Annotated in this window: 35 protein-coding genes and 3 tRNA genes; 35 read left to right on the forward strand and 3 right to left on the reverse strand. The window is 59.2% G+C overall.

Annotated elements, in window-relative coordinates:
- Positions 1–156: 156 nt before the first annotated feature.
- Positions 157–750: a hypothetical protein gene (locus tag QXU97_02685; GenBank protein MEM4035507.1), complete on the forward strand. Its 594-nt coding sequence runs from the start codon at positions 157–159 to the stop codon at positions 748–750.
- A gap of 307 nt (positions 751–1,057) precedes the next feature.
- On the opposite strand, the gene QXU97_02690 is transcribed toward QXU97_02685, so the two are convergent.
- Positions 1,058–1,735 carry a hypothetical protein gene (locus QXU97_02690; protein MEM4035508.1) on the reverse strand — a complete coding sequence of 226 codons (678 nt, stop codon included), beginning with the start codon at positions 1,733–1,735 and terminating at the stop codon, positions 1,058–1,060.
- A 166-nt stretch (positions 1,736–1,901) separates the two neighbouring features.
- A complete protein-coding gene (locus QXU97_02695) occupies positions 1,902–2,414 on the reverse strand; it encodes a YfcE family phosphodiesterase (protein MEM4035509.1) in 513 nt (170 codons plus the stop codon).
- 78 nt (positions 2,415–2,492) lie between these two features.
- Between QXU97_02695 and QXU97_02700 the strand changes: the two genes are divergently transcribed.
- From QXU97_02700 to QXU97_02825, 26 genes are all read left to right on the forward strand, one after another.
- On the forward strand, positions 2,493–3,035 hold the full coding sequence (locus QXU97_02700; protein MEM4035510.1) for a nitroreductase family protein: 543 nt from the start codon (positions 2,493–2,495) through the stop codon (positions 3,033–3,035).
- Positions 3,036–3,038: 3 nt separating this feature from the next.
- On the forward strand, positions 3,039–4,217 hold the full coding sequence (locus QXU97_02705) for an iron-containing alcohol dehydrogenase (GenBank protein MEM4035511.1): 1,179 nt from the start codon (positions 3,039–3,041) through the stop codon (positions 4,215–4,217).
- A gap of 19 nt (positions 4,218–4,236) precedes the next feature.
- On the forward strand, positions 4,237–5,799 hold the full coding sequence (locus QXU97_02710; protein ID MEM4035512.1) for a gamma-glutamyltransferase: 1,563 nt from the start codon (positions 4,237–4,239) through the stop codon (positions 5,797–5,799).
- Positions 5,800–5,882: 83 nt separating this feature from the next.
- Positions 5,883–6,173, forward strand: a complete 291-nt coding sequence (locus QXU97_02715; protein MEM4035513.1) for a hypothetical protein — start codon at positions 5,883–5,885, stop codon at positions 6,171–6,173.
- A 100-nt stretch (positions 6,174–6,273) separates the two neighbouring features.
- Complete coding sequence (locus tag QXU97_02720; GenBank protein MEM4035514.1) at positions 6,274–6,738, forward strand: 30S ribosomal protein S19e; 465 nt, start codon at positions 6,274–6,276, stop codon at positions 6,736–6,738.
- Positions 6,739–6,818: 80 nt separating this feature from the next.
- Positions 6,819–7,175, forward strand: coding sequence for a DNA-binding protein (locus QXU97_02725; protein ID MEM4035515.1), 357 nt, complete (start codon positions 6,819–6,821; stop codon positions 7,173–7,175).
- Positions 7,176–7,178: 3 nt separating this feature from the next.
- Positions 7,179–7,343, forward strand: a complete 165-nt coding sequence (locus tag QXU97_02730) for a 50S ribosomal protein L39e (GenBank protein MEM4035516.1) — start codon at positions 7,179–7,181, stop codon at positions 7,341–7,343.
- Positions 7,344–7,363: 20 nt separating this feature from the next.
- Positions 7,364–7,660, forward strand: a complete 297-nt coding sequence (locus tag QXU97_02735) for a 50S ribosomal protein L31e (protein ID MEM4035517.1) — start codon at positions 7,364–7,366, stop codon at positions 7,658–7,660.
- A gap of 92 nt (positions 7,661–7,752) precedes the next feature.
- The gene (locus QXU97_02740; GenBank protein MEM4035518.1) at positions 7,753–8,424 is read left to right on the forward strand and encodes a translation initiation factor IF-6; all 672 of its coding nucleotides are present in this window, start codon (positions 7,753–7,755) and stop codon (positions 8,422–8,424) included.
- Between the two features lie 134 nt (positions 8,425–8,558).
- The gene (gene rpl18a / locus QXU97_02745) at positions 8,559–8,831 is read left to right on the forward strand and encodes a 50S ribosomal protein L18Ae (protein ID MEM4035519.1); all 273 of its coding nucleotides are present in this window, start codon (positions 8,559–8,561) and stop codon (positions 8,829–8,831) included.
- 6 nt (positions 8,832–8,837) lie between these two features.
- Positions 8,838–9,317: a prefoldin subunit alpha gene (gene pfdA / locus QXU97_02750; GenBank protein ID MEM4035520.1), complete on the forward strand. Its 480-nt coding sequence runs from the start codon at positions 8,838–8,840 to the stop codon at positions 9,315–9,317.
- Between the two features lie 4 nt (positions 9,318–9,321).
- Positions 9,322–10,257 (forward strand): signal recognition particle-docking protein FtsY, encoded by a 936-nt coding sequence (ftsY, locus tag QXU97_02755; GenBank protein ID MEM4035521.1) that lies wholly within the window; start codon positions 9,322–9,324, stop codon positions 10,255–10,257.
- Positions 10,258–10,263: 6 nt separating this feature from the next.
- On the forward strand, positions 10,264–10,581 hold the full coding sequence (locus QXU97_02760; protein ID MEM4035522.1) for a ribonuclease P Rpr2/Rpp21/SNM1 subunit: 318 nt from the start codon (positions 10,264–10,266) through the stop codon (positions 10,579–10,581).
- On the forward strand, positions 10,578–10,859 hold the full coding sequence (locus tag QXU97_02765; protein MEM4035523.1) for a YhbY family RNA-binding protein: 282 nt from the start codon (positions 10,578–10,580) through the stop codon (positions 10,857–10,859). Before QXU97_02760 ends, QXU97_02765 begins: the two co-directional genes overlap by 4 nt.
- Before the next feature lie 5 nt (positions 10,860–10,864).
- A complete protein-coding gene (locus tag QXU97_02770) occupies positions 10,865–11,554 on the forward strand; it encodes a hypothetical protein (GenBank protein MEM4035524.1) in 690 nt (229 codons plus the stop codon).
- A gap of 73 nt (positions 11,555–11,627) precedes the next feature.
- Positions 11,628–12,062: an archease gene (locus QXU97_02775; protein MEM4035525.1), complete on the forward strand. Its 435-nt coding sequence runs from the start codon at positions 11,628–11,630 to the stop codon at positions 12,060–12,062.
- 122 nt (positions 12,063–12,184) lie between these two features.
- Positions 12,185–12,262, forward strand: a tRNA-Gly gene (locus QXU97_02780).
- 16 nt (positions 12,263–12,278) lie between these two features.
- Entirely contained in the window at positions 12,279–12,641 is a 363-nt protein-coding gene (locus QXU97_02785; GenBank protein MEM4035526.1) for a hypothetical protein, read from the forward strand.
- A tRNA-Glu gene (locus QXU97_02790) sits at positions 12,632–12,706 on the forward strand. Before QXU97_02785 ends, QXU97_02790 begins: the two co-directional genes overlap by 10 nt.
- A gap of 27 nt (positions 12,707–12,733) precedes the next feature.
- Positions 12,734–12,919, forward strand: a complete 186-nt coding sequence (locus QXU97_02795; protein MEM4035527.1) for a protein translocase SEC61 complex subunit gamma — start codon at positions 12,734–12,736, stop codon at positions 12,917–12,919.
- An 11-nt stretch (positions 12,920–12,930) separates the two neighbouring features.
- Positions 12,931–13,419, forward strand: coding sequence for a transcription elongation factor Spt5 (locus QXU97_02800; protein ID MEM4035528.1), 489 nt, complete (start codon positions 12,931–12,933; stop codon positions 13,417–13,419).
- Position 13,420: 1 nt separating this feature from the next.
- Entirely contained in the window at positions 13,421–13,924 is a 504-nt protein-coding gene (locus tag QXU97_02805) for a hypothetical protein (GenBank protein MEM4035529.1), read from the forward strand.
- A 4-nt stretch (positions 13,925–13,928) separates the two neighbouring features.
- Positions 13,929–14,600, forward strand: coding sequence for a 50S ribosomal protein L1 (locus QXU97_02810; protein MEM4035530.1), 672 nt, complete (start codon positions 13,929–13,931; stop codon positions 14,598–14,600).
- Between the two features lie 9 nt (positions 14,601–14,609).
- On the forward strand, positions 14,610–15,644 hold the full coding sequence (gene rplJ / locus QXU97_02815; protein MEM4035531.1) for a 50S ribosomal protein L10: 1,035 nt from the start codon (positions 14,610–14,612) through the stop codon (positions 15,642–15,644).
- Between the two features lie 121 nt (positions 15,645–15,765).
- A complete protein-coding gene (gene alaS, locus QXU97_02820) occupies positions 15,766–18,471 on the forward strand; it encodes an alanine--tRNA ligase (GenBank protein MEM4035532.1) in 2,706 nt (901 codons plus the stop codon).
- The gene (locus tag QXU97_02825) at positions 18,468–19,130 is read left to right on the forward strand and encodes a DUF434 domain-containing protein (GenBank protein ID MEM4035533.1); all 663 of its coding nucleotides are present in this window, start codon (positions 18,468–18,470) and stop codon (positions 19,128–19,130) included. The genes alaS and QXU97_02825 overlap by 4 nt, the downstream gene beginning before the upstream one ends.
- A gap of 5 nt (positions 19,131–19,135) precedes the next feature.
- On the opposite strand, the gene QXU97_02830 is transcribed toward QXU97_02825, so the two are convergent.
- Positions 19,136–19,213 (reverse strand) — tRNA-Arg (locus QXU97_02830).
- 121 nt (positions 19,214–19,334) lie between these two features.
- Between QXU97_02830 and QXU97_02835 the strand changes: the two genes are divergently transcribed.
- The 8 genes from QXU97_02835 to QXU97_02870 all read left to right on the forward strand — a co-directional run bounded on the left by QXU97_02835 (position 19,335) and on the right by QXU97_02870 (position 25,264).
- Positions 19,335–19,733 (forward strand): translation initiation factor IF-5A, encoded by a 399-nt coding sequence (locus QXU97_02835; GenBank protein MEM4035534.1) that lies wholly within the window; start codon positions 19,335–19,337, stop codon positions 19,731–19,733.
- 29 nt (positions 19,734–19,762) lie between these two features.
- A complete protein-coding gene (locus tag QXU97_02840; protein MEM4035535.1) occupies positions 19,763–21,103 on the forward strand; it encodes a signal recognition particle protein Srp54 in 1,341 nt (446 codons plus the stop codon).
- Positions 21,100–21,600, forward strand: a complete 501-nt coding sequence (locus tag QXU97_02845; GenBank protein MEM4035536.1) for a hypothetical protein — start codon at positions 21,100–21,102, stop codon at positions 21,598–21,600. The genes QXU97_02840 and QXU97_02845 overlap by 4 nt, the downstream gene beginning before the upstream one ends.
- Complete coding sequence (locus QXU97_02850; protein MEM4035537.1) at positions 21,576–22,877, forward strand: tRNA pseudouridine(54/55) synthase Pus10; 1,302 nt, start codon at positions 21,576–21,578, stop codon at positions 22,875–22,877. The genes QXU97_02845 and QXU97_02850 overlap by 25 nt, the downstream gene beginning before the upstream one ends.
- 106 nt (positions 22,878–22,983) lie before the next feature.
- Positions 22,984–23,295 carry a 50S ribosomal protein L21e gene (locus QXU97_02855; GenBank protein ID MEM4035538.1) on the forward strand — a complete coding sequence of 104 codons (312 nt, stop codon included), beginning with the start codon at positions 22,984–22,986 and terminating at the stop codon, positions 23,293–23,295.
- Positions 23,296–23,333: 38 nt separating this feature from the next.
- Positions 23,334–23,660: a hypothetical protein gene (locus QXU97_02860; GenBank protein ID MEM4035539.1), complete on the forward strand. Its 327-nt coding sequence runs from the start codon at positions 23,334–23,336 to the stop codon at positions 23,658–23,660.
- 12 nt (positions 23,661–23,672) lie between these two features.
- The gene (locus QXU97_02865) at positions 23,673–24,380 is read left to right on the forward strand and encodes a DUF655 domain-containing protein (GenBank protein ID MEM4035540.1); all 708 of its coding nucleotides are present in this window, start codon (positions 23,673–23,675) and stop codon (positions 24,378–24,380) included.
- The gene (locus QXU97_02870; GenBank protein MEM4035541.1) at positions 24,377–25,264 is read left to right on the forward strand and encodes an rRNA adenine dimethyltransferase family protein; all 888 of its coding nucleotides are present in this window, start codon (positions 24,377–24,379) and stop codon (positions 25,262–25,264) included. The genes QXU97_02865 and QXU97_02870 overlap by 4 nt, the downstream gene beginning before the upstream one ends.
- Positions 25,265–25,418 lie beyond the last annotated feature (154 nt).

Consider the following 25,418-nt stretch of genomic DNA (forward strand, 5'->3'; position numbering starts at 1 on the left):
CTACCAGTTGGCATATTAGTTAAAATTTATGAGAATAGAATAACTGAATATGATATGTTTTATCCAGCTTTCATAAGGAGCTATGGTGAACATATATCGGTTGTTCCTAACTTACTCGAATCACTCAAGCCACTGCTCGTTGCGGAACTAGGTAAATTGAGGAAACTACTGAGCAAGGTCTACGCTGGCCTCGTGAATAAAATAGATCCGAGGCTGATGTGGAGGAGAGTTGCGGTCGAATCGGGCAGCGAGCTCATGGTGAGAGCTATGGAGATATTCATGGATACGGTGGAGCTCGGCGGCGACACGGGCGAAGCCGGCGCGTTGCTCTCAGATCATTTGAACGAACTGTTCAGGATAAGACTCTCTTATATACAGGTCTTCAAGACGTTCGAGATAACGCTATATGTCATGCACGCCATCGCCATTATGCTTTTAATTTTCGTTGGCGGCTTCGTGAACCTGTTCTCAAGCGCCATCTCTCAATACTCAATGGGAGTTACCGCGGAGTACGTGAGCCCTCTCGAGTTCTTGGAGACAAGCCCGGTTGATGTATCACCAATCATAAATGTATCTGTATTAGTGTTAGTGTTATCGAATACGTTGTCGCTGATGTCCGCTAACCCTGGTTCTAAGTACGCTATATACTATTACTCGTCTATATTATTAATAATAACGGGGGCTAGCATGTATTTGAGCAACGCCGTGATAGAATCGCTATTGAAACGGTTCCTCGTGCCACTGATGTAGACAACTCGTTGTCAGAGGTTATCGAGGCGATCAACTCGGAGAAAAGCGTCGCTCTCGATATCACACTACCAGGGCCTCTCTATCTGTTCCTCGAGCTTTCCCGATTCGGCCGCTCGTGGATCAGGCCCCTTCTCTTAACGCCTTTGCGGAGCTCCGGGCCACGGAGCAGAGTCAGTCGTGTTGATCGCTTCTTGACGGAATTCGATGGGGATGCGGGAGCGAGGATCTGAGGAATCGGAGGCAGAGACCTAATCTATCCCGAAATGGTCGAAAATCTTCGCAGGAGGCGACCTCCGAAGCTCGACGCTCAACTCCTCCTCGTTCTCGAGGCGTAGCGACATAAGTCGCGTAGAGGACACGCGTGGCAGACCGGGGCTCGGGCTCTGCAGATCTTCCTCCCCAGATCTATCAGGCCGAGCGTGAACTCCTTAGCCTCGGGGCTCTGAGGCGCGAGAAGGCGCACCAGGACCTCGAGCTTGCGCTCCCCGCCTCTGCTCACGTCTACACCGAAGAGCCTCCCAATCACCCTAGCCGCGTTTGAGTCTAGGAGAGGCTCTGGGCGCTCGCATGCCGCCATTAAGATCATTGACGCGGAGTATCTCCCCACACCCGGCAGCTCGGCGAGAGCTCTGCCAGAGCACGGGATCGAGCCCCCCCATCTCTTTATGATGAGCCTCGCGATCTCAATGATCTCCTTGGCTCTCAAGTTCTGTAGACCAAGCGGGCGCAACAGGCCTCTCAGCTCCTCCTCGCTCGCCTCGGCGGCCTCTCGAGGAGAAGGGAGCCTCGCGAGAACCTCCTGGAAGAGCTCTGCGGCTCTCTCGGCGCGGGTCCTCCTAAGTAGGAGAGAAGCAAGCAGGGCGGTCCAAGCGTCTTTCTTGAGTCTCCACGGTAAGAGCTTATCTCCCCGCTCCTTGTACCACTCGATGACTCTATTCCTCAGCTCAAAAATCGTCGTAGGGTCGAGCGGGCTGGTCAAGCTCATCGCGATTGACCTCTAACTAACTGCCGCCGCAGTCCCCATTCACTCCTTCTTCTCCTTCTCCTCCTTCTTCGCTCGGCAGCCCTTTCCCTTCACCATCGAGCTCTTCACCGAGAAAAACTATTGGGACCTTGCCCTAATTAAGAGGGCAGCCGAGGCTCTCGAGAGCTCAGACCTCGATTATTTCAGCCGTCATGCTCTCGAGGTCCAGGAGAGCAACCGTCTTCTTACCGGTTAGGCAGCCGGCGAGCTCTCCCGGATTCAAGAGGAGCGACCTCGAGCTCTTCTCAACGAGCGGGGAGTGGGTGTGGCCAAAGAGGACGCCATCGAACGTCCCCCCACTCGCTATGGCTCGAACCACTTCGAGCGTGAGCTCGGGGCGCCCCATCCCATGCAACAGCAGGAGCCTCCTGCCCTCGAGCTCCAAGACCTGTGGGTGATTCGTAAAGACCACGCCGAGCGCGTCGGCTTGCTTGGAGAGGAGAAGCTGATCGCCATCATTGTTGCCGGCCACCGCGAAGGCCTTTCCGCTCCACCCCCGGAAGAGCTCTCGGAAGGTGAAAGGCGAGGTGAAGTCGCCTAAATGGATCAAGGCGCCGACCCCTCGTCGCTCGAGCTCGCGCCTCGCCGCTCTCACGGACTCTAAGTTATCGTGAGAATCGCTCACTACGCCAAGCAGCATTTCCCATCGATCCTCGCTCGTCGGAGCGGCGTTTAATTTTTTACAGTGTCGGGGGACCGCGGTTAGTGGAGATGAGCGTTGAGCTCAGAGCGCGACGTCGAGCGGCTCGTGGAGTTCCTGGTAACAAGGAGGAGCATTCGGAGATTCAGACCGGACCCTGTATCTCTCGAGTTAGTCGCGAGGCTTATCTCGGTGGCGCGCTACGCTCCGAGCGCCAGGAACAGGCAGCCGTGGGCGTTCATTGTGGTTACCGACAGAGAGGTCATCGACAGATTTTCGAAGCTTCACAGATGGGCGGCCCCTCTGCGGGGGGCCCCCCTCTGCGTCGTGGTGGCTAGCGACGCCAGCGCCGCCCCAGTCTCGTTTCAGGTGGACGGCGCCAACGCCGCGGTCTACCTCATGCTCGCGGCGCACGCTCACGGCCTCGGAAGCCTCTGGATCCAGACGCTCAGAAACGTCGGCGAAATACAACAGGTCCTCGGCCTCCCGGAGCATCTCGTGCCCGTGGCGATAATAGCGCTGGGCTGGCCCGACGATGTGCCCCCGCCTCCGCCTAGGAAGAGTCTCGAGGAGCTCGCCTTCCTCAACAAGTACGGCGAGCCCCTGACGACTGGTCGATGAGCCGTGACGTGGGACGTGCGCAGAAGCTTCGCCGTGAGAGCTGGACCTACGAGGCTCATGTTCGGGGTCGACGTCGTCGGCTGCCTGGAGCCCTGGCTGGAGCGCTTCGAGAAAATTCTACTGGTGACCGGTAGGAGATCTGCGCGAGAGTCGGGCGCTCTAGCGGACGTCGAGAGGCTCTTGAGGAGATGCGGCGTCTCCTACGAACACTTTGATAGAGTCACGCCGAATCCGAGTGAGGCCCTCGTGGAGGAGGTCGCCGAGGCCGCGCGCGGGGTCGAGGCGATCGTGGCGATTGGGGGAGGGAGCGTGATCGACGCGGCCAAGCTGGCCTCGGTCGTGGCTAAGTGCGGTGGAAGAGTCAGAGACTACGCCTTGGGCGATGCTCAGATTCGCGGAGCGCTCCCTCTGGCGGCGGTGAACCTCACGCACGGGACGGGGAGCGAAGTCGACAGATACGCCGTCGTGACGATCGACGATCTTCGGGCTAAGATAGGAGTCGCGAGCGACCACATGTACCCCGAAATCAGCATAGATGACCCCAGGTATCTGCTCACGCTGCCGAGAGATCAGACGACCTACACGACTCTCGACGCGTTTTACCACGCCATAGAGTCCGCGACGAGTTTCTGGGCCTCGCCCTACACAAAGCTCCTGGCGGAGGAGGCAGTGCGCCTCGCGGCCTCGTGGCTGCCCTCGGCCCTCGAGAATCCGCGCGACTTGAGCGCAAGGTTCTGGCTGCTCTATGCATCAATGATAGCCGGGATCTGCATTGATAACAGTAGGACCCACCTGATCCATGCGATGGAACACGCCCTCAGCGGCCTCAGGCCCGAGCTCGCCCACGGAGCTGGCCTGGCGATGCTCGGTCCCCCCATCGTCGAGCTCATCTATAAAGCGGACCCGAGCACATGCTGCTCCCTCCTCAGACACGTAGACCCCGGCCTGAGGCCCACGGCGGACGACTCCCAGCGCGCTAGGAGGGCTCTCGAGGAGTTCCAGAAATCCGTCGGCTTCGCGGAGACGCCGGAGCGCTATGGCCTCGGCCTCGGTGACGTCGAGCATGTCAAAAAGGTGGCACTAGAGATCTTGGGGGCCCAGTCTAAGCTCGCTCCCTTCGAGGTCACTCCGAGGCTAGTCGAGGAGATATATCGAGAGATGTTGCGGTCGAGCTCGAGATAGCGCTCTTCGACGCGAGGGAATGCGTCTAGTTTTTATAGAAGGAGATAGCTCGGTCTCGACGGCTGAGAGAATGATAACCGCGAGAGGGAGAGGGGGGGTAGCCTCCACTATTCACCTAGCCTCGCTTGCCGGCCTTGAGGTTCTCAGAGAAGGTGGCAACGCGTTCGACGCCGCTCTCGCGACGAGCGCGGTGCTAACTGCTCTAGTTCCCCACCTAGGGGACTTAGGCGGCGACGCCTTCCTCCTGGCTAAGCTAGAGAGCGGAGAGCTCGTAGCCTACAACGGATCCGGGAGAAGCCCCAAGGAATTTGACGCGGAGGCCTACATGAGGGAGAAGCCGGCGCACGGTCCTCTGACCGTGACCGTGCCGGGCATAGTGGACTTGTGGGAGTGGATGCACGAGAATTTCTGCAGCCTGGACCTGGCGAGGCTGCTGAAACCCGCGCAGAGTCTGCTCGAGAACGGCTTTTATCCTCAGGAGCCCTTGCTGCGGGCTATCGAGAAACGCCGAGGAGAGCTCTCTCGCTATGAGTCGTGGAGGAGGACCTTCGGATCAATCGCCCCGGGTTCTCTCGTGAAGTTCCGTAGCAAGGCCGAGATCGTGAGTCTCTTGGCTAAGAAAGGGCTCAGAGAATTTTACGAGGGCTCCATCGCGGAGAGGCTGGTAGACGAGCTGAGGGCTCAGGGAGTCCCGATAGGGTTCGAAGACTTCGCTTCGCATAGCGGCGAGAGATTCCCGAGACTTCTCAGAGCTCAGATCGACGACGTAGAGCTCTACGAGCTACCACCAAATACTCAAGGGCACACGGCGCTGCAGATGTTAAAGACTTACGAGGCCGACCCCGATGTGAGAGGGCGGGAGAGAGCCGACGCGCTCCGCGTGGAGAAGTTCTTCGAGATAGCCATGGAGTCTTATAAATATAGAGACGAGAACCTCGGCGATCCGCTTAGCATGACCAAGCCGTTCGACGCGTTAGAGCGCGAGCTAATCATCGAGAGGAAGAAGCAGGCCTCAAGGGGCTCAGAGGGGGTAGGAGACGCCGATACGACGTTCTTCGTGACAGCCGACGGGCGCGGCAACCTCGTGGGGTTCATTCAGAGCACGTTCTACCACTTTGGTTCTGGGCTAGTCGCGAGCGAGATAAGCTTCCAAGCCAGAGGAGCGTGCTTTGCCCACGCGCCTGGCCTGCCAAACTCGCCAGCTCCACGGAAGAGGCCCCTCCACACGCTCTCGATCTTGGCGGCTGAGCGCGGAGACGAACTTTACATAATTGGGTGCCAAGGCGGTCATCTCAGGCCCCAAATACACGCTAGCCTGCTCATAGACATCATCTACTACGGCATGGACTTGCAGAGGTCGGTATTCGCGCCTAGATACGTGATCAGAGAATGGCGCAATTACGAGCCCACGGTCATAGTGCTCGAGCGGGGCATCGACGTCGAGGTGAGGACAAATGCTCGCGTGGATAGACCTCTAATGTCCGAGGAAACCGGGGTAGTTCACGCTCTTCACGCGAAGCCGAACGAAGTGATCCTCGTGGCTGACCCGCGCGCTAGCGGGGTGGCTCTCCCTCTGTGGTGAGCCCGTCGCCTCGAGCGGAAAGCGCGACTCACTTTTATATAGCCTGCATAGTGTAAAGTGGCGCTCTCGCGGAGCGTGAAACAGTGAAGTTTTGCCCCAAGTGCGGCGCTGCTCTGGTCCCTAAGCGCATAGGCAAGACGACGCGCTTGGAGTGCCCTAAGTGCGGCTATCAGGAGAAGCTGACTCGCGGAGAAGTCTACAAGGTCAGAGAGAGAGTCAGGGAGGAGGCTCGCGTCAGGACCACCTCCCTAGTTGCCAAGCCCGTGACTACCGCCGTGAGCGAGGAGGAGAAACAACAGAGACTTGAGGAGTATTATGACGTTGCGTTGGAGCTGATACACGAGGAGCTCGAGGGGGTCGAGCCGGAGGAGTGAAGAAGAATAAGAGGAGCTCGAGCTCAACTTAATAGTCCTGAGAGAGCTCATCTCCACGCGATTTCGCGAGAGCGACGAGCGCTAGCGAGGTGATGCAGAGATGACGACGGCAATGGAGGTCCCCGCCGACCTCCTCATAGCTAGGCTAGCCGAGTACCTCAAGAGGAACTTCGAGGAGATCAGGCCGCCTCATTGGGCCTCCTACGTGAAGACGGGCACTAACAGAGAGCGCCCGCCACTGCAGGAGGACTGGTGGTACATCAGAGCGGCCTCGATCCTGAGAAAGCTCTATAAGTCGCGCGAGCCCGTGGGGCTTGAGACGTTCCGGGTCGTTTACGGAGGAGCTAAGCGATACGGGTCTTCCCCGAGACACTTCGCGAAGGCCTCGGGGAGTGTGCTGAGGAAGGTGCTGCAGCAGCTCGAGAAAGCGGGCTTAGTTGCGCGCGTTCCCGGTAAAGGCAGGACCCTCACGCCCAAGGCGCAGTCGCTGTTAGACGGGCTGGCTCACGAAATACTGCGAGAGCTCGCTGAGAGCAGACCGGAGCTTCGCAAATACCTCGAGTGAGAGACTTCGTGGTTGAGCCGCGGCAAGGAAAAATACGCCTCTCCTGCAGAAATTCTAGGCTCACCGGAGGAGGCATTAAGATGCAGAGCTCGTTCGAGGAGACAGACCTAGAGCTGGAGGAGGTAAAGCGCAGAAAGCTCGCCGAACTTCAACAGCGCATGATCGCCGAGGAGGAGCGCAGGAAGAGGGAGGCCGAGCTGGAGGCGCGCAGGCAGGCGATACTGCGCGCTGCTCTGACTCCCGAGGCCAGAGAGAGGCTAAACAACGTGAAGCTCGTGAGGCCTGAGATCGCGCGACTCATAGAGGACCAGATAATAGCCATGGCTCAGATGGGGAGGCTCAGAGCCCCCGTGACGGACGAAGAGCTGAAGAGGATTTTGATGGAGGTCTCCTCGAGATCCTCGCGCGACATCAAGATAACTTTCAAAGAAAAATAAGGTGTGCGGCCCGTGGCGCGCTTCAAGCCGCTCGCGCGGAAGCTAAGACTAGCCAGCGCTCACAAAGCGAACTCGCCCGTCCCTCTCTGGGTAGTCGTTAAGACGCTGAGGAAGGTCAGGACCAATTACAAGAGGAGGCACTGGAGAAGACAGAAGCTAAAGGCGTGAGAAGTGGGGTGACGCTCGTCGTGAGCGAAAAGAAGACGCTCACGGTCAGGCTCTCTCGTGTGTATTGGGGTAGAAGGGCTCGGAGAGCCGCGAGAGCCGTCAAATACTTGGAGACGCTGTTGAAGCGGCGCCTCCGGGCTGAGGAGGTGAAGATAGACCCTATCCTCAACGCCTACATATGGAGCCGAGGCTCCGAGAAGCCTCCTAGGAAGGTCAAGTTACTCGTCGAGATCGAGGAGAAGCGCGAAATCACGACGAAGAGCGGAGAGAAGCTCACAGTGCCGCTGCGAGTGAGAGCGAAGCTCGCTGAGAGATGAGCCTCGCCGCTCCTCTCGTCGAGATCGCGCCGAGCCTAGCTCGCTGATGAGCCGAGTGCGAGCCAGGTGATGTAGAGACGACGGCCCGAGGAGTGCTTCTCGAGCGCTTGTCGATCAACGGCAACCCAAACATTGGGGTTCTGGCTTTCGTCAACAACAAGCTGGCCCTGGTCCCTCCCGGGATCACTCGGAGCGTGAGGAGAGCCCTGGAGGAGGTGCTCGGAGTCGACGTGATCGAGACCACGATAGCCGATACCAGAATAGTCGGCGTCTTCGTGTCGGGCAATGATCGAGCCGTCCTGCTCCCCCACATAGTCTCTCCCGAGGAACTCGACGCTCTCGAGAGCGCTGTGGGTCGGAGCTTGAGGATCGCGGTGATTCCTAGTAGGAAGACCGCGCTGGGGAATCTCATAGTGGCTAACAACAAAGCCGCTGTCGTGTCGAGCGAGCTGGAGCCGGGGGCCGTGAAGAGTATCGAGGAGGCGCTCGGAGTCAAAGTTTGCGTTAGGAGGTACAGCATCACGCCGGCAATAGGCTCTCTGACCGTAGCCAACGACAGCGCGTCTCTGGTGCACCCCGGTTTGAGCGACGAGGAGATAGCGGACATAGAGAGATGCCTGGGTGTGAGAGCGGGTCCCGCGACCGTCAACGAGGGCGTGGCGTTTGTCAAGAGCGGGGTGCTCCTGAACAATCGAGGCGTCCTCGTAGGAGAGCTCACGACAGGCCCCGAGATCATGAACATACAGTCGCTACTCGCCGACTGATGTTATAAGCTGTTCTTCTCGCTTGGTTCGGCGGGAAAGCGGAGCGATAACCCCTAATCTCTGCAAAAAATAAGAGTTTGGAGAGAGCCCATCTTAGGCGCGCGTTCCCAAATAAGCGAGCGGGCGGATGCGCTATGAAGCGAGACGTCAAAGTGTACAAGATTGTCGGCAAGATGCTGCTCTCTCACGATCGCAACCCCGAGTGGAGGAATTTCACGATAGAGATCAGAGCGATCGACGCGAAGCACGCACTCGAGAAAGTCTACTCGGAGCTCGGGAGTAGGCACAAGCTGAAGAGGTATCACGTGAGGATTGAGAACGTAGAGGAGCTGCCTCCCGAGGCCGCTAGCTCGAGGCTCGTCAGGGAGTTTGAGAAGCTGACTGCGTTGCCTCTGAAGAGAGCGTGAGGGGCCTTGGCCGATTTGAGCGAGTTGAATGCCGACGCGACGGTGGCGGTGATATCGCAACATCTCGAGGCTCTCGAGCAACAGATAGCTAGGCTAAAGCAAACGCTGGACATAGTGACGAACACCGCGCTGAACGCGAGGAAGGCTCGAGCCGTGCTGGAGGAGCTCGAGTCTCAGAGCGAGGCGAACGAGCTGCTGCTTCTCGCGGACCCGTCGGCACACGCCGTATTGAGGGTCAAGCCTCTCGGGGCAAAACCCTTGGTTTATATAGGCTTGAACATATACGCCGAGTGCACGTTGGAATTCGCCAAGAAGCAGTTGGAGCGAAGAGAAAAGCTCCTCGAAGAGCAAGCGAAAACGTTGCGAGCTCGCTTAGAGGAGCTCGCGCGCGAGTACGAAAGGTTACAGGGCCTCGCTCAGGCGGCTATAGAGCGCAGCGTAGCGCGGACGGAGGCCGGGCCGCTCGTTCGAGAGCAGCGCGCTTAGGCGTGTGGGCGATTTGTTCGAGAGACTGAAGAGCGCTCTCGGGAAGATAACGTCGGCGGCCGCTCAATTCCTCAAGACGCGAGAGCTCAGCGAGAAGGAGCTGAGAAGAGCTCTCGACGAGCTCAAGTTGAGTCTCCTCGAGAGCGACGTTGCCTACGACGTGGCCGAGAGGATCTGCGAGGAGACATTCTCGCGCCTCATCGATACCAGGATCGAGCGCGGGAGAGACGCCCTCGAGGTCGCTCGAGAGGTCGTGTCCGAAGTCCTAGCTGAGATCTTAGATAAGCGCGGCCCCGACGTGATCGAGGAGGCTCTCTCGAAGTGCTCGAGAACAGGAGAGCCCTACGTGGTAGTCTTCTTCGGCGTTAACGGCTCAGGCAAAACCACCACGATAGCTAAGACGGCCTACGCGCTGAGGAACTCCGGCGTCACACCAGTGATAGTAGCCGCCGATACGTTCAGAGCCGGAGCTCAGGAGCAACTCGAGGCTCACGCTAGAAAACTGGGCGTCCCCATAATAAGGGCCAAGTACGGGAGCGACCCGGCGTCCGTGGCCTTAGACGCCGTATCGTTCGCGAAGAACCGCGGCTACTGCGCCGTCCTCATTGACACGGCGGGCAGGATGCACACGGACCCCGACCTCGTGGAGGAGCTCAGAAAGATAGTTCGGGTCGTGGAGCCAGATCTCAGGGTCCTAGTGCTGGACTCCCTCACCGGGAACGACGCAGTGGAGCAAGCGAGGAGATTTGAGGAGGCGGTTGGAATCGACGGACTCATTCTGACCAAAGTCGACGCGGACGTCAAGGGGGGTACGGCGGTCAGCGCCGTGGCGGCGACGGGTAAGCCGATACTCTATATAGGAGTAGGGCAGGGCTACGCGGACCTCCAGAGGTTCTCCCCGAGATGGCTCATCGAGAGGCTGCTCTCCGAGGAGGAGTGAAGACGCTTGAGCCCCGTAAATAGACGCGGCGTGCTTTCGGAGTTCTTCTACCTCAGGCGCTTGGCCAACGAGGCTCTAAATAGAGGAGACGTAGAGCACGCGAGGATCCTGGGAAAGCACATGTGGAGGATCTACCTCAAGTATAAGCTGCGAGGGCTCGTGAAGAGACGCCTCACGCTCTGCCCCTCCTGCGAGATCCCCCTGAAACACGGAGTCACGCTGAGGATCAGGCTCAGGAGGAAGAGAGGAGCCACGTTTTTGGTCTACTCGTGCTCGCTGTGTGGGCGCTCGTGGAGGAGAATCGTCGCGGGGGTCGCGCGTTGACGAGATCGTTGGGGCGGCGAGCTGAGCATGAGCTCAAGGCCGAGGCGAACATCGGGAAGAGGGGGGTCACGGAGGGGCTGCTGGCTGAGCTGGAGAGGAGGCTGAAGAGCCGGAGGAGGATCAAGGTGAGGATAAACAGGAACGCTCTCGCTTCCGGCCTTAAGAGAGAGGACGTAGCCAGAGAGGTGGCGCGGAGGCTTAACGCGAGACTCGTCGAGATTCGCGGGCGCACGTTTGTCATCGAGAAAATCGAGTTGAGAGGTAGAGAAGGCGAGTAGAGGCCTTGCCGAGGGCCCTCTACGTGCTCGGCCTCGTCGAGGCCTCTCTCGAAACGATCCCGGAGGACCTAAGGAACACAGAGAAAGCTAGGCGCCTCTCGCGGCGAATGCGCGTGCCCCCTGAGTATTTGATCCTCGATAGAAGCCTCTTCCACGAAGAGATGAAGCTCTTAGGCATAGAGTCGAAGAGAGGCAGGCCCGATATAGTCTTCATGTTCCTGCAGGCCACGCAGTATTCTCCGCTCAACGCGAGAGGGGTTCTGCGGGTCTTCGTTCACACGCTGAACGATGAGGTGATAGAAGTAGACCCCGCGGCTAGGCTCCCTAAGAACTATTATCAATTCGTCAATCTACTCCAGCACCTCTACATGAATGGAAGAGTCCCACGCAGAGGCAGGCCTCTGCTCAAATTAAAAAAGAACAAGACCTTGCGAGAGCACCTCGAAGAGCTCGGAGTGAGAGAGCCGGTGCTGCTACACGAGCGCGGAGAGCCAGTCGACTGTCGATGGCTCGGAGAGCGCACGTTCCCGCGCAGCTGCCTCCTCGTAGGGGGCTTCCCCCACGGAGACTTCTCGCCGGCCACCGAGGCCCTAGCCAAGCACAAGGTTAGCCTCTTCGGCGGCGCGCCGCTCGACGCGTGGATCGTCGCCGACAGAATCGTCTGCTGTTTAGAGAGCTCGCTCGGTCTGATATGAGGTCGAAGGGAGAAGCTCGAGTCGGTTTTAAGTCGCGGGTTCGGGAGAAAGAACGCGCCGGGTAGAGGCGAGCATGGGCGAGCGCGGCCACAGATTCCTCGAGCACACGGCAGATGTGATCATTGAGGCCTGGGGAAGCACGCTCGAAGAGCTCTTCGAGGAGTCGGCGGCAGCGACGTGCGAGGTAATGACGGACCCCAGTGCGGTTGAGCCCAAGGAAGAGCGCTCCGTAGAGCTCGAGGGCTTCGACCTCGAAAATCTCCTGCTGAGGTGGATAGAGTGGCTCATCTACATGTTCGACGCTGAGTTTATGCTCTTCAGCGAGTACGATGTGGAGAGGATTTGGCGAGAGGGAGACTCCTGGAGGCTCAGGGCGCTCGCGCGAGGCGAGAGATACGATCAGAGGAGGCATGAGTCGCGAACTCACGTAAAGGCGGCGACATACTCGTTAATGAAGGTGTGGCGAGAGGATGATACGTGGCGCGCCAGGCTGACTCTCGATATATGAAGGGAGCGAGTCGGGCTGTGATGTAAAGAGGGTCTCTCGAGGCATGCGGCCCGTGAGGAGAGCCGGAAACGCTGAGCCCTCGAGAAAAGCTTTTTCACCCGCGGCGTTGAGTAGCTCTCGATGCGGCCGTCGTCTAGCCTGGTTAGGACGCCGGCCTCCCAAGCCGGCGGTCCCGGGTTCGAATCCCGGCGGCCGCACCAGCCCCGGTGAGCTAGCTTGTCGATAGATGAGGTCGCGTCGATCCTCCTCTACGTTTTCCTATTAACCTTCGCGTCGATGCCGCGCCTCGACGTCAGCACTCGCTTCTTCCGCTACGTGGCTCTCCCCACGGGGGTGGCATTTGTCGCGCTTCACTACGCGGGATTAACGCTGCACGGCACGAGCCTGAGGATCTATCCTCTGCTATATCTCGAGGAGTGGAGGGGGGAAGCCGTGATCTCGCTCGATTGGGGCCAGGCGGTTCTCTTGTGCCTGGCCGTGCCTCTTCTCAGCGCGGTCGCCGACTTTCTGAGGGCGCGAGCAACAAAAAGGCAAATTCTAAATAAGCCTACGACGCATGAAGTGAGAGAGCCGCGGTAGTATAGCCCGGCCAAGTATGCGGGCCTTTCGAGCCCGTGACCCGGGTTCAAATCCCGGCCGCGGCACGCAGAGGGCCGGGAGAATTGCAGAGCGTGGTCAGCAGACTTAAGGAGAACGTGGAGGCCTGGAGGCGCGTGCTGAGGCTAGCCCGGAAACCCGACGGCGAGGAATTCAAGCTTCTGCTCAGGCTCAGTTTAATCGGCTTCGCCATAGTGGGAGGCATAGCCTACGTCGTGCATCTGCTGGCTACGCTCGTTTTCCCGAGCCTAGCGCCGTGAGGGAGCGAGCTTTGAGCTCGTCGAGCGACACTAAGGTCGAGGGCAAGGCCAGATTCGTAGCGGTAAAGACTACAAAAGGACAGGAACTCAATGTGGCGTTGCTTATAGAGAACAGAGCCAGGAGGTCCGGCGCTGAGCTCTACGCTATCGTAGCCAGCTCGAGGCCGAAGGGCTTTCTCGTGCTCGAGACACCGAAGATGAGCACGGCGGATGCGTTAATAAGAGACCTGAGACACGTGCGGGGAAAGATTCGAGGCACGCTTTCGAGGGAAGAACTCGAGGGTATGATAAGACCGAGACCCGTCGTGGAGATGTTGGAGCCCGGGATGGAGGTTAAGGTGGTGGCGGGACCGCTGAGGGGCTCTAGGGGGAAGGTGTTGAGAGTCAACAAGGAGAAGAACGAAGTAGAGCTCCTCGTTTACGAGGCAACTTACCCTCTGAAGATCACGGTCCCAGGAGAACACCTCAAACCATCCGAGCCTGAGGAGGGCTCGAGTTGAGATGAGTCAGCAGATTAAGATCGTTAGCGTGACCTTCACTGGGGGGAGCGCAAGCGCCGAGGACCTCTCTGCTCTCAGGGAGTCCGGGGTGGACCCGGCCGAGATCGCCGCCAAGCTCAACGCCTTAACAGGGAGCTTCAAGGGACTTAAATTCGGTGCGCGCATTTACGTGGCTCAGGGCGGGAAGTATCGCATAGAGCTAGTGCCTCCCAGCATAACCGAGCTCTTGCTCTTCAAAGCCAAGGCGGAGAAGCCGAGCGGGGACCCGGCCAAGCAGAAAGTGGGCGATATAAGCATCGAGGACGTGGCTCAAGCGGCTCTCGTCAAGAAGAGTGAGCTGCTGACCAAGGACCTGAGAAAGGCCATCAAGACTGTGTTGGGCACGGCTAGAAGCATAGGACTGACCGTCGAGGGAAAGGATCCTCGCGTCGTCAGTGCCGAGGTAGAGCAAGGCTTATATCGTGAGCGAATAGAGCCCTTCGAATCGCTCTGGAGAGAGGCTTGAGGAAATGCTGGTGACCACCGATCTCGTTGAGTCCATTAGGAGCTCTCTGCAAGCTCTCCTGAGCGACCGATCGCGGAGGAATTTCAGGGAGAGCATTGAGTTGATAGTGACTTTTAAGAAGACGGAATTGAAGCCCGAGGAGATGAAGTGGAGAGAGACGCTCTATCTACCACATCCTCCCGCGAAAGAGGTCAAAGTGTGCGTGGCCGCCGAGGGCGAGACGGCAATTCGAGCCAGAGAGGCCGGCGCTTACCTGGTGTTGGACCGGGGAGCGCTAGAAGAGCTTTCGGGTAACAAGAAGAAAGCGAGGAAGATCGCCGAGACGTGTGATTGGGTTCTCGTTCAGAGAGAGCTCATGCCTTTGGTCGGCCGAACGCTGGGGCCCGCTCTCGGGCCCAGAGGCAAGGCCCCAGCTCCTCTGCCGGCGGGGGCCTCGATAGCGTCGACACTCGACCTCTTCAGGAGGGCAGTGAACTTAAAGATGAAGGAGCAGCCTCACGTGCAGGTCAGGATAGGGACCGTCGATAACAGCATCGAGGAGTTGGTGGCCAACGCGAGCGCGGTGCTCGAGAAGATCGGCGAGAAGATGGGGGGAAAGACGATCAAGAAGATTTACCTGAAGCGCACAATGGGGCCGGTTGTGGAGATAGGGGCGGGAGCGGGCCAGCGGAGGTAGAGAAAGGCGTTGAGCGTCGCTAGGGTCGGACGCGCGCCACCTCGCTACAAGGTCGAGGCCGTAGCTGAGATAGAGCGGCTCCTGCGTGAGTACCCCGTAATAGGGGTGGCCAGGCTCGAGAACCTGCCGGCCTCGGTGCTCCAGAAAATAAAGAGTCTAGTCAGGGATCTGCACGGTAACGACGTACTGTTGAAGGTGGTAAAGAGCACGCTTTTCGCTGTGGCAGCTCGAAGAGCGAGGCCTGAGGTCCTCGAAAAGCTCGAGCCTCTGCTGCGGGGGCAGAAACTCCTCGTGTTCTCGAAGCTCAACGCTTTTGCTCTAAACGCTGCGCTGCGCAGGGCCCTCGTGCCGATACCGGCTAGACCTGGTATGAAAGCCACGAGAGACATCGTGGTCCCAGCGGGTGACACGGGCCTCAAACCGGGCCCTGTGCTCAGCTCCTTCAGCAAATTGAGGATCCCGACGAAGGTGCAGGGAGGCACCATATGGATCGCCAAGGACACGAAGGTAGCGAAGGCGGGCGACGTGATATCGGCGGAGCTGGCCTCGCTGCTTCAGAGGCTCGGTGTGATCGGCGGTGAGGCCTACATTGAGCTCGAGGCAGCTGTCGACGGGAGCACGCTGCTCAAAAAAGAAGAGCTCGAGCTCGACCTCGAGAGCTTCAGGAACGAAGTATCGAGAGCTCAGAGCCTAGCGCTCGGCGTGGCGACTAGGGCCGCGGTGCCCGAGCCCGAGGCGCTGAGCGCGGCTGTGTTGCTCGCGCGTGCAAGAGCGGCTGCTCTGGCCGGCGCAGCCGGCCTCCTCCTCAGAGGGGTCGAAAGGGAAGTGATCGCACTGGCCGTGGCTAGAGCGCGAGCCGTCGTCGCTGCTCTCGGCGACCGCGCGAGGGAGCTGGGCCTCGAAGTCCCGGCGGCCCCGGCCCCGGCGCCGGCGGTCCAGGCCAAGGCCTCGGTCGAGGAGGAGAAGGAGAAGGAGGCCGAGGAGGAGAAGAAGGAGCTGAGCGAAGAGGAGCTGGCCTCGGGCCTAGCCGCCCTCTTCGGATGAGATCCGAAGAAGCCGAGAACGCCAACGCCGAGCGCCCTCTAAGCGTGAGCGCTCAGATTTAAGTCTGAGACCTCCAGAGCTGAGAGCCCTGGGTCTCGAGGACGGAGAGAGGGGTCGATGCATGACAAGCGAGGACGAATATAGGGTCGAGTTCTTCGACGAGCTAGGTTTCGTTAGGAAGACTTGCAGAGTATGCGGCAGGCCCTTCTGGACTCTGGATCCGGACGCGCAAACTTGTCAAGATGCTCCATGCGTCGAGTACTTCTTCGATCGCATCCCGGTGAAGAGCGCCACTGGCGTGGCTGAGTCGAGAGAGCGCTTTCTCAAGTTCTTCGAAAAGCGCGGGCACGAGATTCAGAGACCCAGACCCGTCGTGGCTAGGTGGAGAGAAGACCTCTATCTCACGATAGCCAGCATAGTCGTCTTTCAGCCCCACGTGACGAGCGGCGTTGCGCCTCCGCCGGCCAACCCGCTGGTGATATGTCAGCCATGCATCAGGCTCGAGGACATAGATAACGTAGGCCTCACGCTGGGGAGGCATCTAACTTTATTCGAGATGGGAGGCCATCACGCTTTCAACTCGGAGAGAGAGTGGCTCTATTGGAAGGACGAGACGGTCAGATACGCCTACGAGTTCTTCGTCGATGAGCTCGGGGTGCCCGGGAAGAGCCTGACCTTCAAGGAATCGTGGTGGCAAGGAGGTGGCAACGCGGGCCCGTGCTTTGAGGTGGCCTCGGGGGGCTTAGAGGTGGCCACGCTCGTCTTCATGCAATATAGGCTCGACGGCGAGAGGCTCGAGCCCATACCGCTTAAGATCGTCGATACGGGTTACGGAATAGAGCGAATAGCGTGGTTCACCAGTAAGACCCCGACGGCTTTCCACGCGATCTACGGGGGCCTACTCGAGAAATTCCGCTCTCTTCTCGGCCTAGAGAAGCCCCCCAGAGGCCTCCTCGAGGCGGCTTTCAGGAGAGCAGGCCTCATGAACGTAGAGAAACCCGAGACGCTCGAGAGAGTCGTAGCGACCGTGGCCGAGGAGATCGGCGCAGAGCGCTCCGAGGCGGCTCGAGCGCTCGACCGAGAGGCCAAGCTCTACAGCCTCCTTGACCACACGAAGACTCTAGCCTTCATGCTAGCCGATGGAGTGGTTCCTTCTAATCAGGGCGAGGGTTATCTGGCCAGACTCGTGGCGAGGAGGGCCTTAAGGAACATAGCGTTGCTCGGGAGCGAAGCCTCGCTGGCCGATCTCGTGGAGCTTCAGGTCGAGTTGTGGGGCGGTCAGTTCCCCTCTCTCAGAGAGAACGCGAACTACGTGCTGGACGCCACAATAGTCGAGGAGGAGAAGTTCAAGCAAGTGCTGAGGGAGAACCTCCCGAGAGCCGTGGCTCTGCTCAAGCGTGGACCCACTATCGAGAATCTGAGGCGGGTCTACAGCGAGCTGGGAATACCCCCGGAGCTCGTCGCGAGGGCCGGCGTATCGGTGGAGATACCGAGGGGCTTCTACTCGCTAATCGCTAGGGAAGGAATGAGTAGGCCGATGGAGGTGCCCGAGGAGCCGGCTTGGCTGCGAGGTCTTCCGGAGACCCTCAGGATATTCCACGAGGATCCTTACGCCTGGAGGATCAAGGCTAGAGTGCTCGCCGTGAAAGGGGCCGAGGTCGTGCTGGACGCGACCATAGTTTATCCGACCGGCGGAGGACAGCTCGGAGACTCGGCGTGGATCATAGACCCTAAGGGGAGGAGAATTGCCATAGCATCGGCCGAGGCAGTGGGAGGCAAAATAATCCACAAACTAGAGAGACAGGATCACGGTCTCGCGCCGGGCGACGTAGTCGAAGTAGAAATAGATAGGGCCAAGCGCTACAAGCTGATGAGGCATCACACTGCGACTCACCTCGTTCTAGGAGCTCTGAGGAGGATCCTCGGACCCCACGTTTGGCAGGCCGGAGCCGAGAAGACTCCCGAGAAGGCTAGGCTGGACTTCACGCACTACAAGCCGCTGAGCAGAGAGGAGCTCGCGCGCGTCGAGGAAATCGTGAATTCTCTCGTGCTAGAGAACAGACCCGTCAGGTCTTACCTCATCGATAGGAACGAGGCGGAGGAGAGATACGGCTTCTCGATTTACCAAGGGGGAGCGCCGCTTCAAGCTCGATTGAGGATCGTCGAGATCGAGGGCCACGATGCTCAGGCCTGCTTTGGGACTCACGTGAGGAGCACGGGAGAGATAGGCGGCGTCAAGATAACGAGCCTCGCCAAGCTACAGGAAGGAGTCTACAGGCTCGAGCTCGTCGCCGGCACTGAGGTCGCTGTCTACGCGAGGAGCCTCGAGGAGAAGCTCGATGGCGTAGCGAGCGTCATCGGAGGAGACAGAGAGAGCGTTGACAAGAGGGCTCGATCTCTCCGTGATGAGCTGAGCGAGCTCAAGAGTCTGCTATCGAGGTACAGGCAATTGGCGAAGCTCAGGCTATTAGAGGAGATCCTATCGAAGGCCGAGAGGGTCGGCCCCTTCTCGGTGTACGTACTCAACGACGAGCTCAACGATGATAAGTTGGCCACGGAGGTCCTGAAGGAGGCCGCGGAGAGAGCCAAAGACGTCGTGGTCGCCAGGGTGGCGAGCTCCGACGGCTCGACGCTGATCGAGCTGAGCTTGGGGGCGAAGGCCGCCGAGATCGTCGATGGCCTGACGCTCGTCAAGAGGATATCAGAGGTCCTCGGTGGCAGGGGAGGAGGGAAGAGCACTCACGCTTACCTCAGGATCGATGCCCCGATCAGCTCGGAAAAGGTGAGAGAGGAATTAACGAGGATCTTATCGGAGCCGAGAAGTTGAGCGAGGCAGCGAGAGATCTATACTATTTGCTCAACAGAGGCTACCCGAAGAAGTCGTCTCTTCAGCTCGTGGGCTCTAGGTATCGGCTCACTAAGACGGAGCTAGCTCTGCTAGGGAGGTGCGTCCACGAGGAGGAGTATAATCTGTCGGTAGCGCGCAAGCTTGAAGTCGGTTCGAGCGCGAAGCTATTGGTAGTCGACGTCTACAACGTGCTCACCAGCGTCAGCGAGTACCTAGAGGGGGGGAAGCTTTACCTCTGCACTGACCTCGTGATACGCGACATCGCCTCGGCCGAGGGCCGCTCGAGGAAGACGCGTGAGGCCCTCCTCAGGGCGGCATCGCGACTCTCTGAGGCGCTAGGCTCCACTAACGTCGAGGCCTTAATCTTCGTGTTGGACGAGCGAAGGTCGAGAAGCGCCGAGCTGGCCGCGAGCCTTCGAAAACTCCCGTGGCCCGTGGCTGAGGCGAGATTCTTGCTCTCCCAAAAGGCCGACTCTTCCATCATTGAGAAGTGCTCTGAGGAGCCCGAGAGAGCGGCCGCTACGAGCGATAGAGTAGTCTTAGAGAGGGTCGAGGCCGCGAGGGACCTCGTGAGATTGGTCGTGGAGCACGAGGGAGGATTCGAGAAAATATTGGACCTGAGGGATCTCGTGCTCTGATCTCTTGGCGGCCCCGCCGGGATTCGAACCCGGGACCACCGGCTTAGAAGGCCGGCACCCTATCCTGGCTAGGCCACGGGGCCTCGGTTAATCTCTCGCGCGGCCTTTAAGCCTCTTCTCTCCTCGACGCTCGTCGGGCTCAAGCTTTTTACTTCACGAAAGCCCACAAGAGCTCGCAAAACGAATCCGCGCGGTGCCTCCGAGTTGGGAGTAAACTACGTCGAGCTGGGAGAACTCAAAGAGGGAAGCTTCATGGTGATAGACAACGAGCCGTGCCGCGTAGTAGAGATAACCAAGGCGAAGACGGGGAAGCACGGAAGCGCGAAGGCCCATGTCGTCGCGGTGGGGCTTTTCAGCGGCTCCAAGAAAACGCTCGTGGCTCCCGTCGACCAGAGAGTCGAGGTCCCGGTGGTGCTCAAGAGAGTGGCTCAGGTGCTCGCGGATACTGGCAAGTCGTTGCAGCTCATGGACCTGGAGAGTTACGAGGTCTTCGAGGTCGAGAAGCCGAGCGACCCCGAGCTCGCCTCTAAGATCTCGGTGGGCGCCGAGGTCGAATATTGGGAGGTAATGAATCGCAGACTCGTGATGCGCGTCCGCGGCTAAGATGCCCGAGACTCCAGAGGAAAGAGAACGTGGAAATCTTCGCGGGCCTCAGAGACGCGCTGAGGAGATTCATTTCTTCGACCGCTCCTTACGAGAAAAGCGTCGAGGAGTTCGTCAGAGATCTCCAGCGAGAGCTCATAAGGGGAGACGTCAACGTGAGATTGGTCATGGAGCTTAGTGACAGGCTGCGCAAGAGAGCTCTTCAGGAGATCCCGCCGCCCGGAGTGACCAGGAGAGATTGGTTCGTGAAGATAATCTACGAGGAGCTGGTCAAATTCCTCGGCGGCTCGGAAGAGCCGCAGATCTTACCGGAGAAGAGACCCTACGTCATCATGTTAGTAGGAGTACAAGGCAGCGGCAAGACCACTAGCGCGGGGAAGCTTGCTTGGTACTACAAGAACAGAAAGATGAAAGTAGGGCTAGTCCAAACCGACACGCACAGGCCGGCGGCCTACGAGCAGTTGAAGCAGATAGCGGAGCGATTGGGCGTTGAGTTCTACGGCTCCAAAGACGGTAAATCGCCGATCGAGTTGGCTGAAGAGGGCCTGAGAAACATGATCGAGAAGAAAGTCGACGTCGTGATCGTAGATACGGCAGGCAGACACGGCTACGGTAGCGAGGCCGCTCTCCTCGATGAGATGAAGAGGCTCGCCGACGCCATAAAGCCGGACGAGATAATGCTCGTGCTCGACGCAACGATAGGTCAGAAGGCCCGAGATCTAGCCGAGAGATTCCATGCCGCGGCGCCCGTGGGGTCGATATTCCTGACGAAGCTCGACGGCAGTGCCAGAGGAGGGGGAGCTCTCTCCGCCGTGGCGGTCACGGGAGCGCGCGTGAAGTTCGTTGGGACTGGCGAGAAGCTCGAGGACATCGAGGTGTTCAAGCCGACCAGATTCGTCGGCAGGCTCCTGGGGATGGGCGATATCGAAGGCCTCTTGGAGAGGCTGAGCTCTCTCGAGGAGACCGAAGAGCTCGAGGAACAGGCCCGCGAGATGCTCAGCGGAAGGCTCGACATGAGGCTGGTCTATAGGCAGCTCTACGAAATAAGACGCATGGGGCCTCTCGGGAAGATCCTCAAGATGATACCGGGCCTCGACCTCGCCTCTATCTCCGAGGAGAGCATGAAGATGAGCGAGAAGAAGCTAGACAAGTGGCTGGCAGCGATCCAGAGCATGACATACGAGGAGCTGGAGAAACCCGAGCTATTGATCAGGGAGAAGAGCAGGTTGAGGAGGGTAGCGTTCGGCAGCGGACTCAAACCCGAGGAGGTACAGGAGCTCCTCAAATACTATGCGCAGATGAGGAGAGCTCTCAAGCAGCTCAAGAGGAGGAGGGAGCTATTGAAGCGTTTCCGGCTAGGCGGGCAATGACTAAGCGAAGGCGGAGGATACTCGTGGCGCTGTCGGGGGCCCCCAGCGACGCTCGCGCTCTGGCCAAGGCGGCGCGCGCTCTCGCTGGCGCTCTGCTCCTCTCGGGCAGCATCAGGAGGGACGCGGAAGTTCTCTTGATATTCTACGAGGCAAGGGTTCGGCTTTTAGTCGAGGGAAGCCGCGTGAGGAATCTAAGGGAAGACGAGGAGAGCTCGCTCGGCCTCGTGGCCTCGCTGCTTTCGCGACGAGCGCGGAGGCTGGAGGTCGAGGAGCGCCTCCCCTGCATCGTTCCTCGCGACTCGAAGCGGGAGCTCGCCGCTTTGACTTGCGACGCGTTATCAGAGGGCTTCGCCGTGCTCGACCCGGAGCTCCCGCCAGAGACGACGGAGCTCTACTGCGACAAGCTGCTGGAGGCTCCCGCAGCTTTAAGACTCGAGGAGCTCATAGCGCTCGGCAACATGGTGATGGATCTTTGCGCGGGGGACCCTCGCTCGTAGAGAAGACACTGGAGCTCCTCGCCGAGGGGCCCCTCTGCTTCTCGTGCCTCGGCAGACAGTTCGCCTCCCTCCTGCGGGGCCTCACGAATGCCGAGAGAGGCAGAGCCCTCGCGCTCGTTGCCGTGGCCGAGCTTTACTCGAAGGCGGTGAGCGGCGACGAAGAGGCCAGGGAGGCTCTGCGCAGAATAGCGAGAAGCCTTCCAATCGAATTTGGCGAGAGTCTGAGAGCTCTCGGAATAGGGCGAGAGGAGCCCCCGGGTTCTTGCAGGCTCTGCGGCGGACTGATGGGGGAGCTCCGAGCCTTGGCGGAGAGAGCCTCGGAGCTCCTGAAGAACAGCATGGCGGAGACGTTCGTCGTCGGCGTGAGAGGGGGTGCGCTAGCGTTAAGACTCGAGGACGAGCTCTGGAGAAGGCACTCGATCACCTCGGCGGAGAGTCTGAAGAACGAGGTGAAGCGAGAGCTAGGCAAAGCTATACAGGCTCTGACCGGGCTAACGGTGGACTTCTCGAACCCGGAGGCGCTGATCCTAGTCAACCTCGACGATTGGACTCTCGAGCTCTCGCTCAACCCCGTGAGAATTTACGGGAGGTACCTCAAAATCGGGAGGAACATAAGTCAGGCCAGGTGGGTCAAGCGAGACGGAAGTAAAGTCTATGAGTTCTCGGTCCAGGACGCGCTCGAGCCTCTGAGAGAGTACTTCGGCGGAGCCGACGTGGTGATACACGCCTCGGGCCGCGAGGACGTTGACGCGAGAATGCTGGGGAGAGGGAGGACGTTAGTTGTCGAAATAAAGAACCCGAGACGCGCGCGCATTAACGCGGAATTCCTGACGAGCCTCGTGAACAGGCGCAGCGCTTGGGTCAAGTTCGAGCTCGAGAGGAAAGCGGGGAAGAGCGACGTCAGACGCGTCAAGGGCAGCGACGCCCTGAAGAGGAAAGTCTATAAGGCTCTCATTGTTGCCTCCGCTCCCCTGAGCCCCGAGACCTTGAAGAGCTTGGAGGAGGCCTTCCGCAACACGGTCGTCAACCAGAGGACGCCGCTGCGCGTACTCGCCAGAAGAGCCGATATCGTCAGGAAGAAGGCAGTCTACGAGGTCAAGACGCTTCAATACACTCGAAGGATCTTCGAGGCCTTGATAAGAGCGGAGGGGGGATTATACGTCAAAGAGCTCGTCTCGGGAGATGGAGGCAGAACCGAACCCAGCTTCTCGAGCGTAACGGGCGTCAATATGTCGTGCGTAGAGCTCGACGTGCTGCACGTCGAGGAGCCCGAGTAAGCGGAGGGCCTCGAGCCAAAAACTAAATTTATAGACGGCGAAAGAGAAGAAAAATAAACAACGTAAGTGATCCGACCCTTCGTCACTACAACGAGGTGCTTGGGGAGTGGTTAAGCCCTCTAAAGGGACGAGACACAGAACTAGGAAGCTTCTCAGGAAGAGCGTCAGAGAACGCGGAGGAGTGCCCCCGCTCAGCCTCCTCATGATAGAGTACAAGGTAGGAGACAAGGTGGCCCTGATAGCGAACCCGGCAATCCACGCCGGCATGCCCCACCGTAGATACCACGGGTTGACCGGCACAGTGGTCGGCCGCCGAGGGCGCGCCTACGAGGTCAAGGTGGAGCTCGGAGGCAAGAAGAAGATCCTTTTCGTTAGGCCAGAGCATCTGCGTCCTCTGAACCGCTTGCTCGGACATTGAACCGAAGCTCGAGACTCTGATCGGAGGGTAGAGAGCCCGTGGCACGGAAAATTCTGAGCGTGGAGCCGGTGAGCAACGCTGAGGCTATGTCGATAGTGAACTCCAAGCTCCGAGAAACCCTCACCAACGTCATCATGAAGAGAGTAGCAGAGTACCTCTCGTCTACGTCCAAGTGCGGAGATCGCGCCGGCGAAGTCAAGCGGAGGCTAGTGGAGCTGGGCTTCTCTGCGGAGAGCAGCGCTCTCCTCGTTAACACTCTACCAAGAGACCAGAGCGAGCTTCGAGCTCTCCTACTCCAACAGGACCGAGACATTGGGCCCGAGAAGATCGAGAAAGCTCTCGAGACGCTCAAGCTCTGCGTCTGAGGTAAAAGATTCTTGTGGAGAGGATTAGACCGAAGCGAGGGAGGGCGCGGCTTCCCTAAGCGCTTCGAGCGCAGACCCTTCCCGGAGGACTTCGCCATAGTGCTAGATTTCCTGCCGCAGGGCAACCCACTCGATAGGCACCCGGAACACAGGCGTGAGCCGCTGGTCCAAGCGATCGGCGAGAAGCACTTTACGTTGATGGAGATCGTGACGAGGCACGGTGAAGACTTCAAGCCAGGCGAGAGGCTCTACGTGAACCCGGAATACGTTGGGCGCGGGCCTGTTAGGAGCATAGTAGCCCCCATAAGCTTCGAGGAGCTCACATCTGTCGCGGTCGAAAATCTAAAGAACGTTATCGAGCAGCTGGTGAAGGAGAAGGAGAAGATCTTCGTCGAGATCTTCAACGTGTCCGAGCCTCTCACGCTCAAGATGCACGCGTTGGAGCTCATACCGGGCATTGGGAAGAAGTGCTTGGGCGCTATACTCGAGGAGAGGAGGATCCGGAGATTCGAGTCGTTCGAGGACTTGGAGAAAAGACTCTCGATGCGAGGCATAAGGCTGCAGGACCCCAGCAAGCTCATAGCGGAGCGCATCTTGATCGAGCTACGTGGAGGTCAGAGACACTACCTCTTTGTGAGGCCTCGAGAGGGGGAGCGCGACGCGAGGTACCTGGGCTACCTGCGCAGGCTCTATTCGCTCGGAGAGAGAGCCGAGCGTTGAGCTTCGCGCTCGAGGAGGCTCTGCGTTCTAGGAGGGCCCTCCTCGAGCTAACCAAGCATATGTTGAGGGAGCACGGGGTACGGGCCTCAAAGAGGAGAGGGCAGAACTTCTCGATATCGCCCCGCTACTTGGAGACGTTCCGCTCCGAAGTTGCTAAGTGGCCATCTGGCTGGATCCTCGAGGTGGGCACGGGCCTCGGCACCCTGACCTACAGCGTGGCGGCTGCGCGGAGCGATCTGGAGGTGATAAGTGTCGAATGCGATGAGAGGCTCTTCGGGGCGGCCAGCGTGCTGCTCGCCTCCCTCCCCAATGTCTCCCTCGTGCTAGCCGACGCGCTCGAGCTCCTCGAAGAGGCCCGAGTCTACGGCGTTTTCACGAGCGCTCCATTCTCGGTGGCGAGCCTCATACTCTTGGCGCTAGCACGAAACAACAACATCCAGAGGGCGGTTATCGGAGTTCAGAGGGAAGTTGCGAGGAGATTGACGGCCAGGCCCGGCTCCCGAGAATACGGCAGACTGACTGTGGTCACGTCTCTGCACTTTAGAGTGAAGAGATTAGGCGACTTCGACCCGGGAGACTTCTACCCCGAGCCCGAAGTCTGCACAACCGTTGTGGCGCTGGAGCGGAGATCTCCCTACGAGAGAGAGCTGGGCAGACTCTTGGAGAAGCTATCGGCCTGTGTTTTCTCGGCTCGCAACAAACTGGCCAAGAAGGTCGTCCACTCGTGTCTGCGAGCTTTGGGGGTGAGAGAGCCGGAGGCCTCGAGAATCGTGGCGAGCGCTGTGGCGGAGGATCAGAGGTGCAGAGACCTCAGCCCAGAGCTCCTGCTCGAGATCGCTCGGAACTCTCTGACCTCTTGGCGTGCGACCCGAGCGAGCATGTGAGGACGGCTCGATTAGATCGTCTCGAGGAGCGTCGAATGATCGCCACCGAGACGGCATCGACGTCTAAAGAAGGCGTTAGCCGTTTATGGGGAGCAATTCGCTTTCTCTCTGAGGAGAAAACTCTCGGGAAGCATCGAGCGAAGGTCGCCTCGAG

The sequence above is a fragment of the Fervidicoccaceae archaeon genome (assembly GCA_038878695.1).
Lineage (GTDB): Archaea > Thermoproteota > Thermoprotei_A > Sulfolobales > Fervidicoccaceae > JAVZVD01.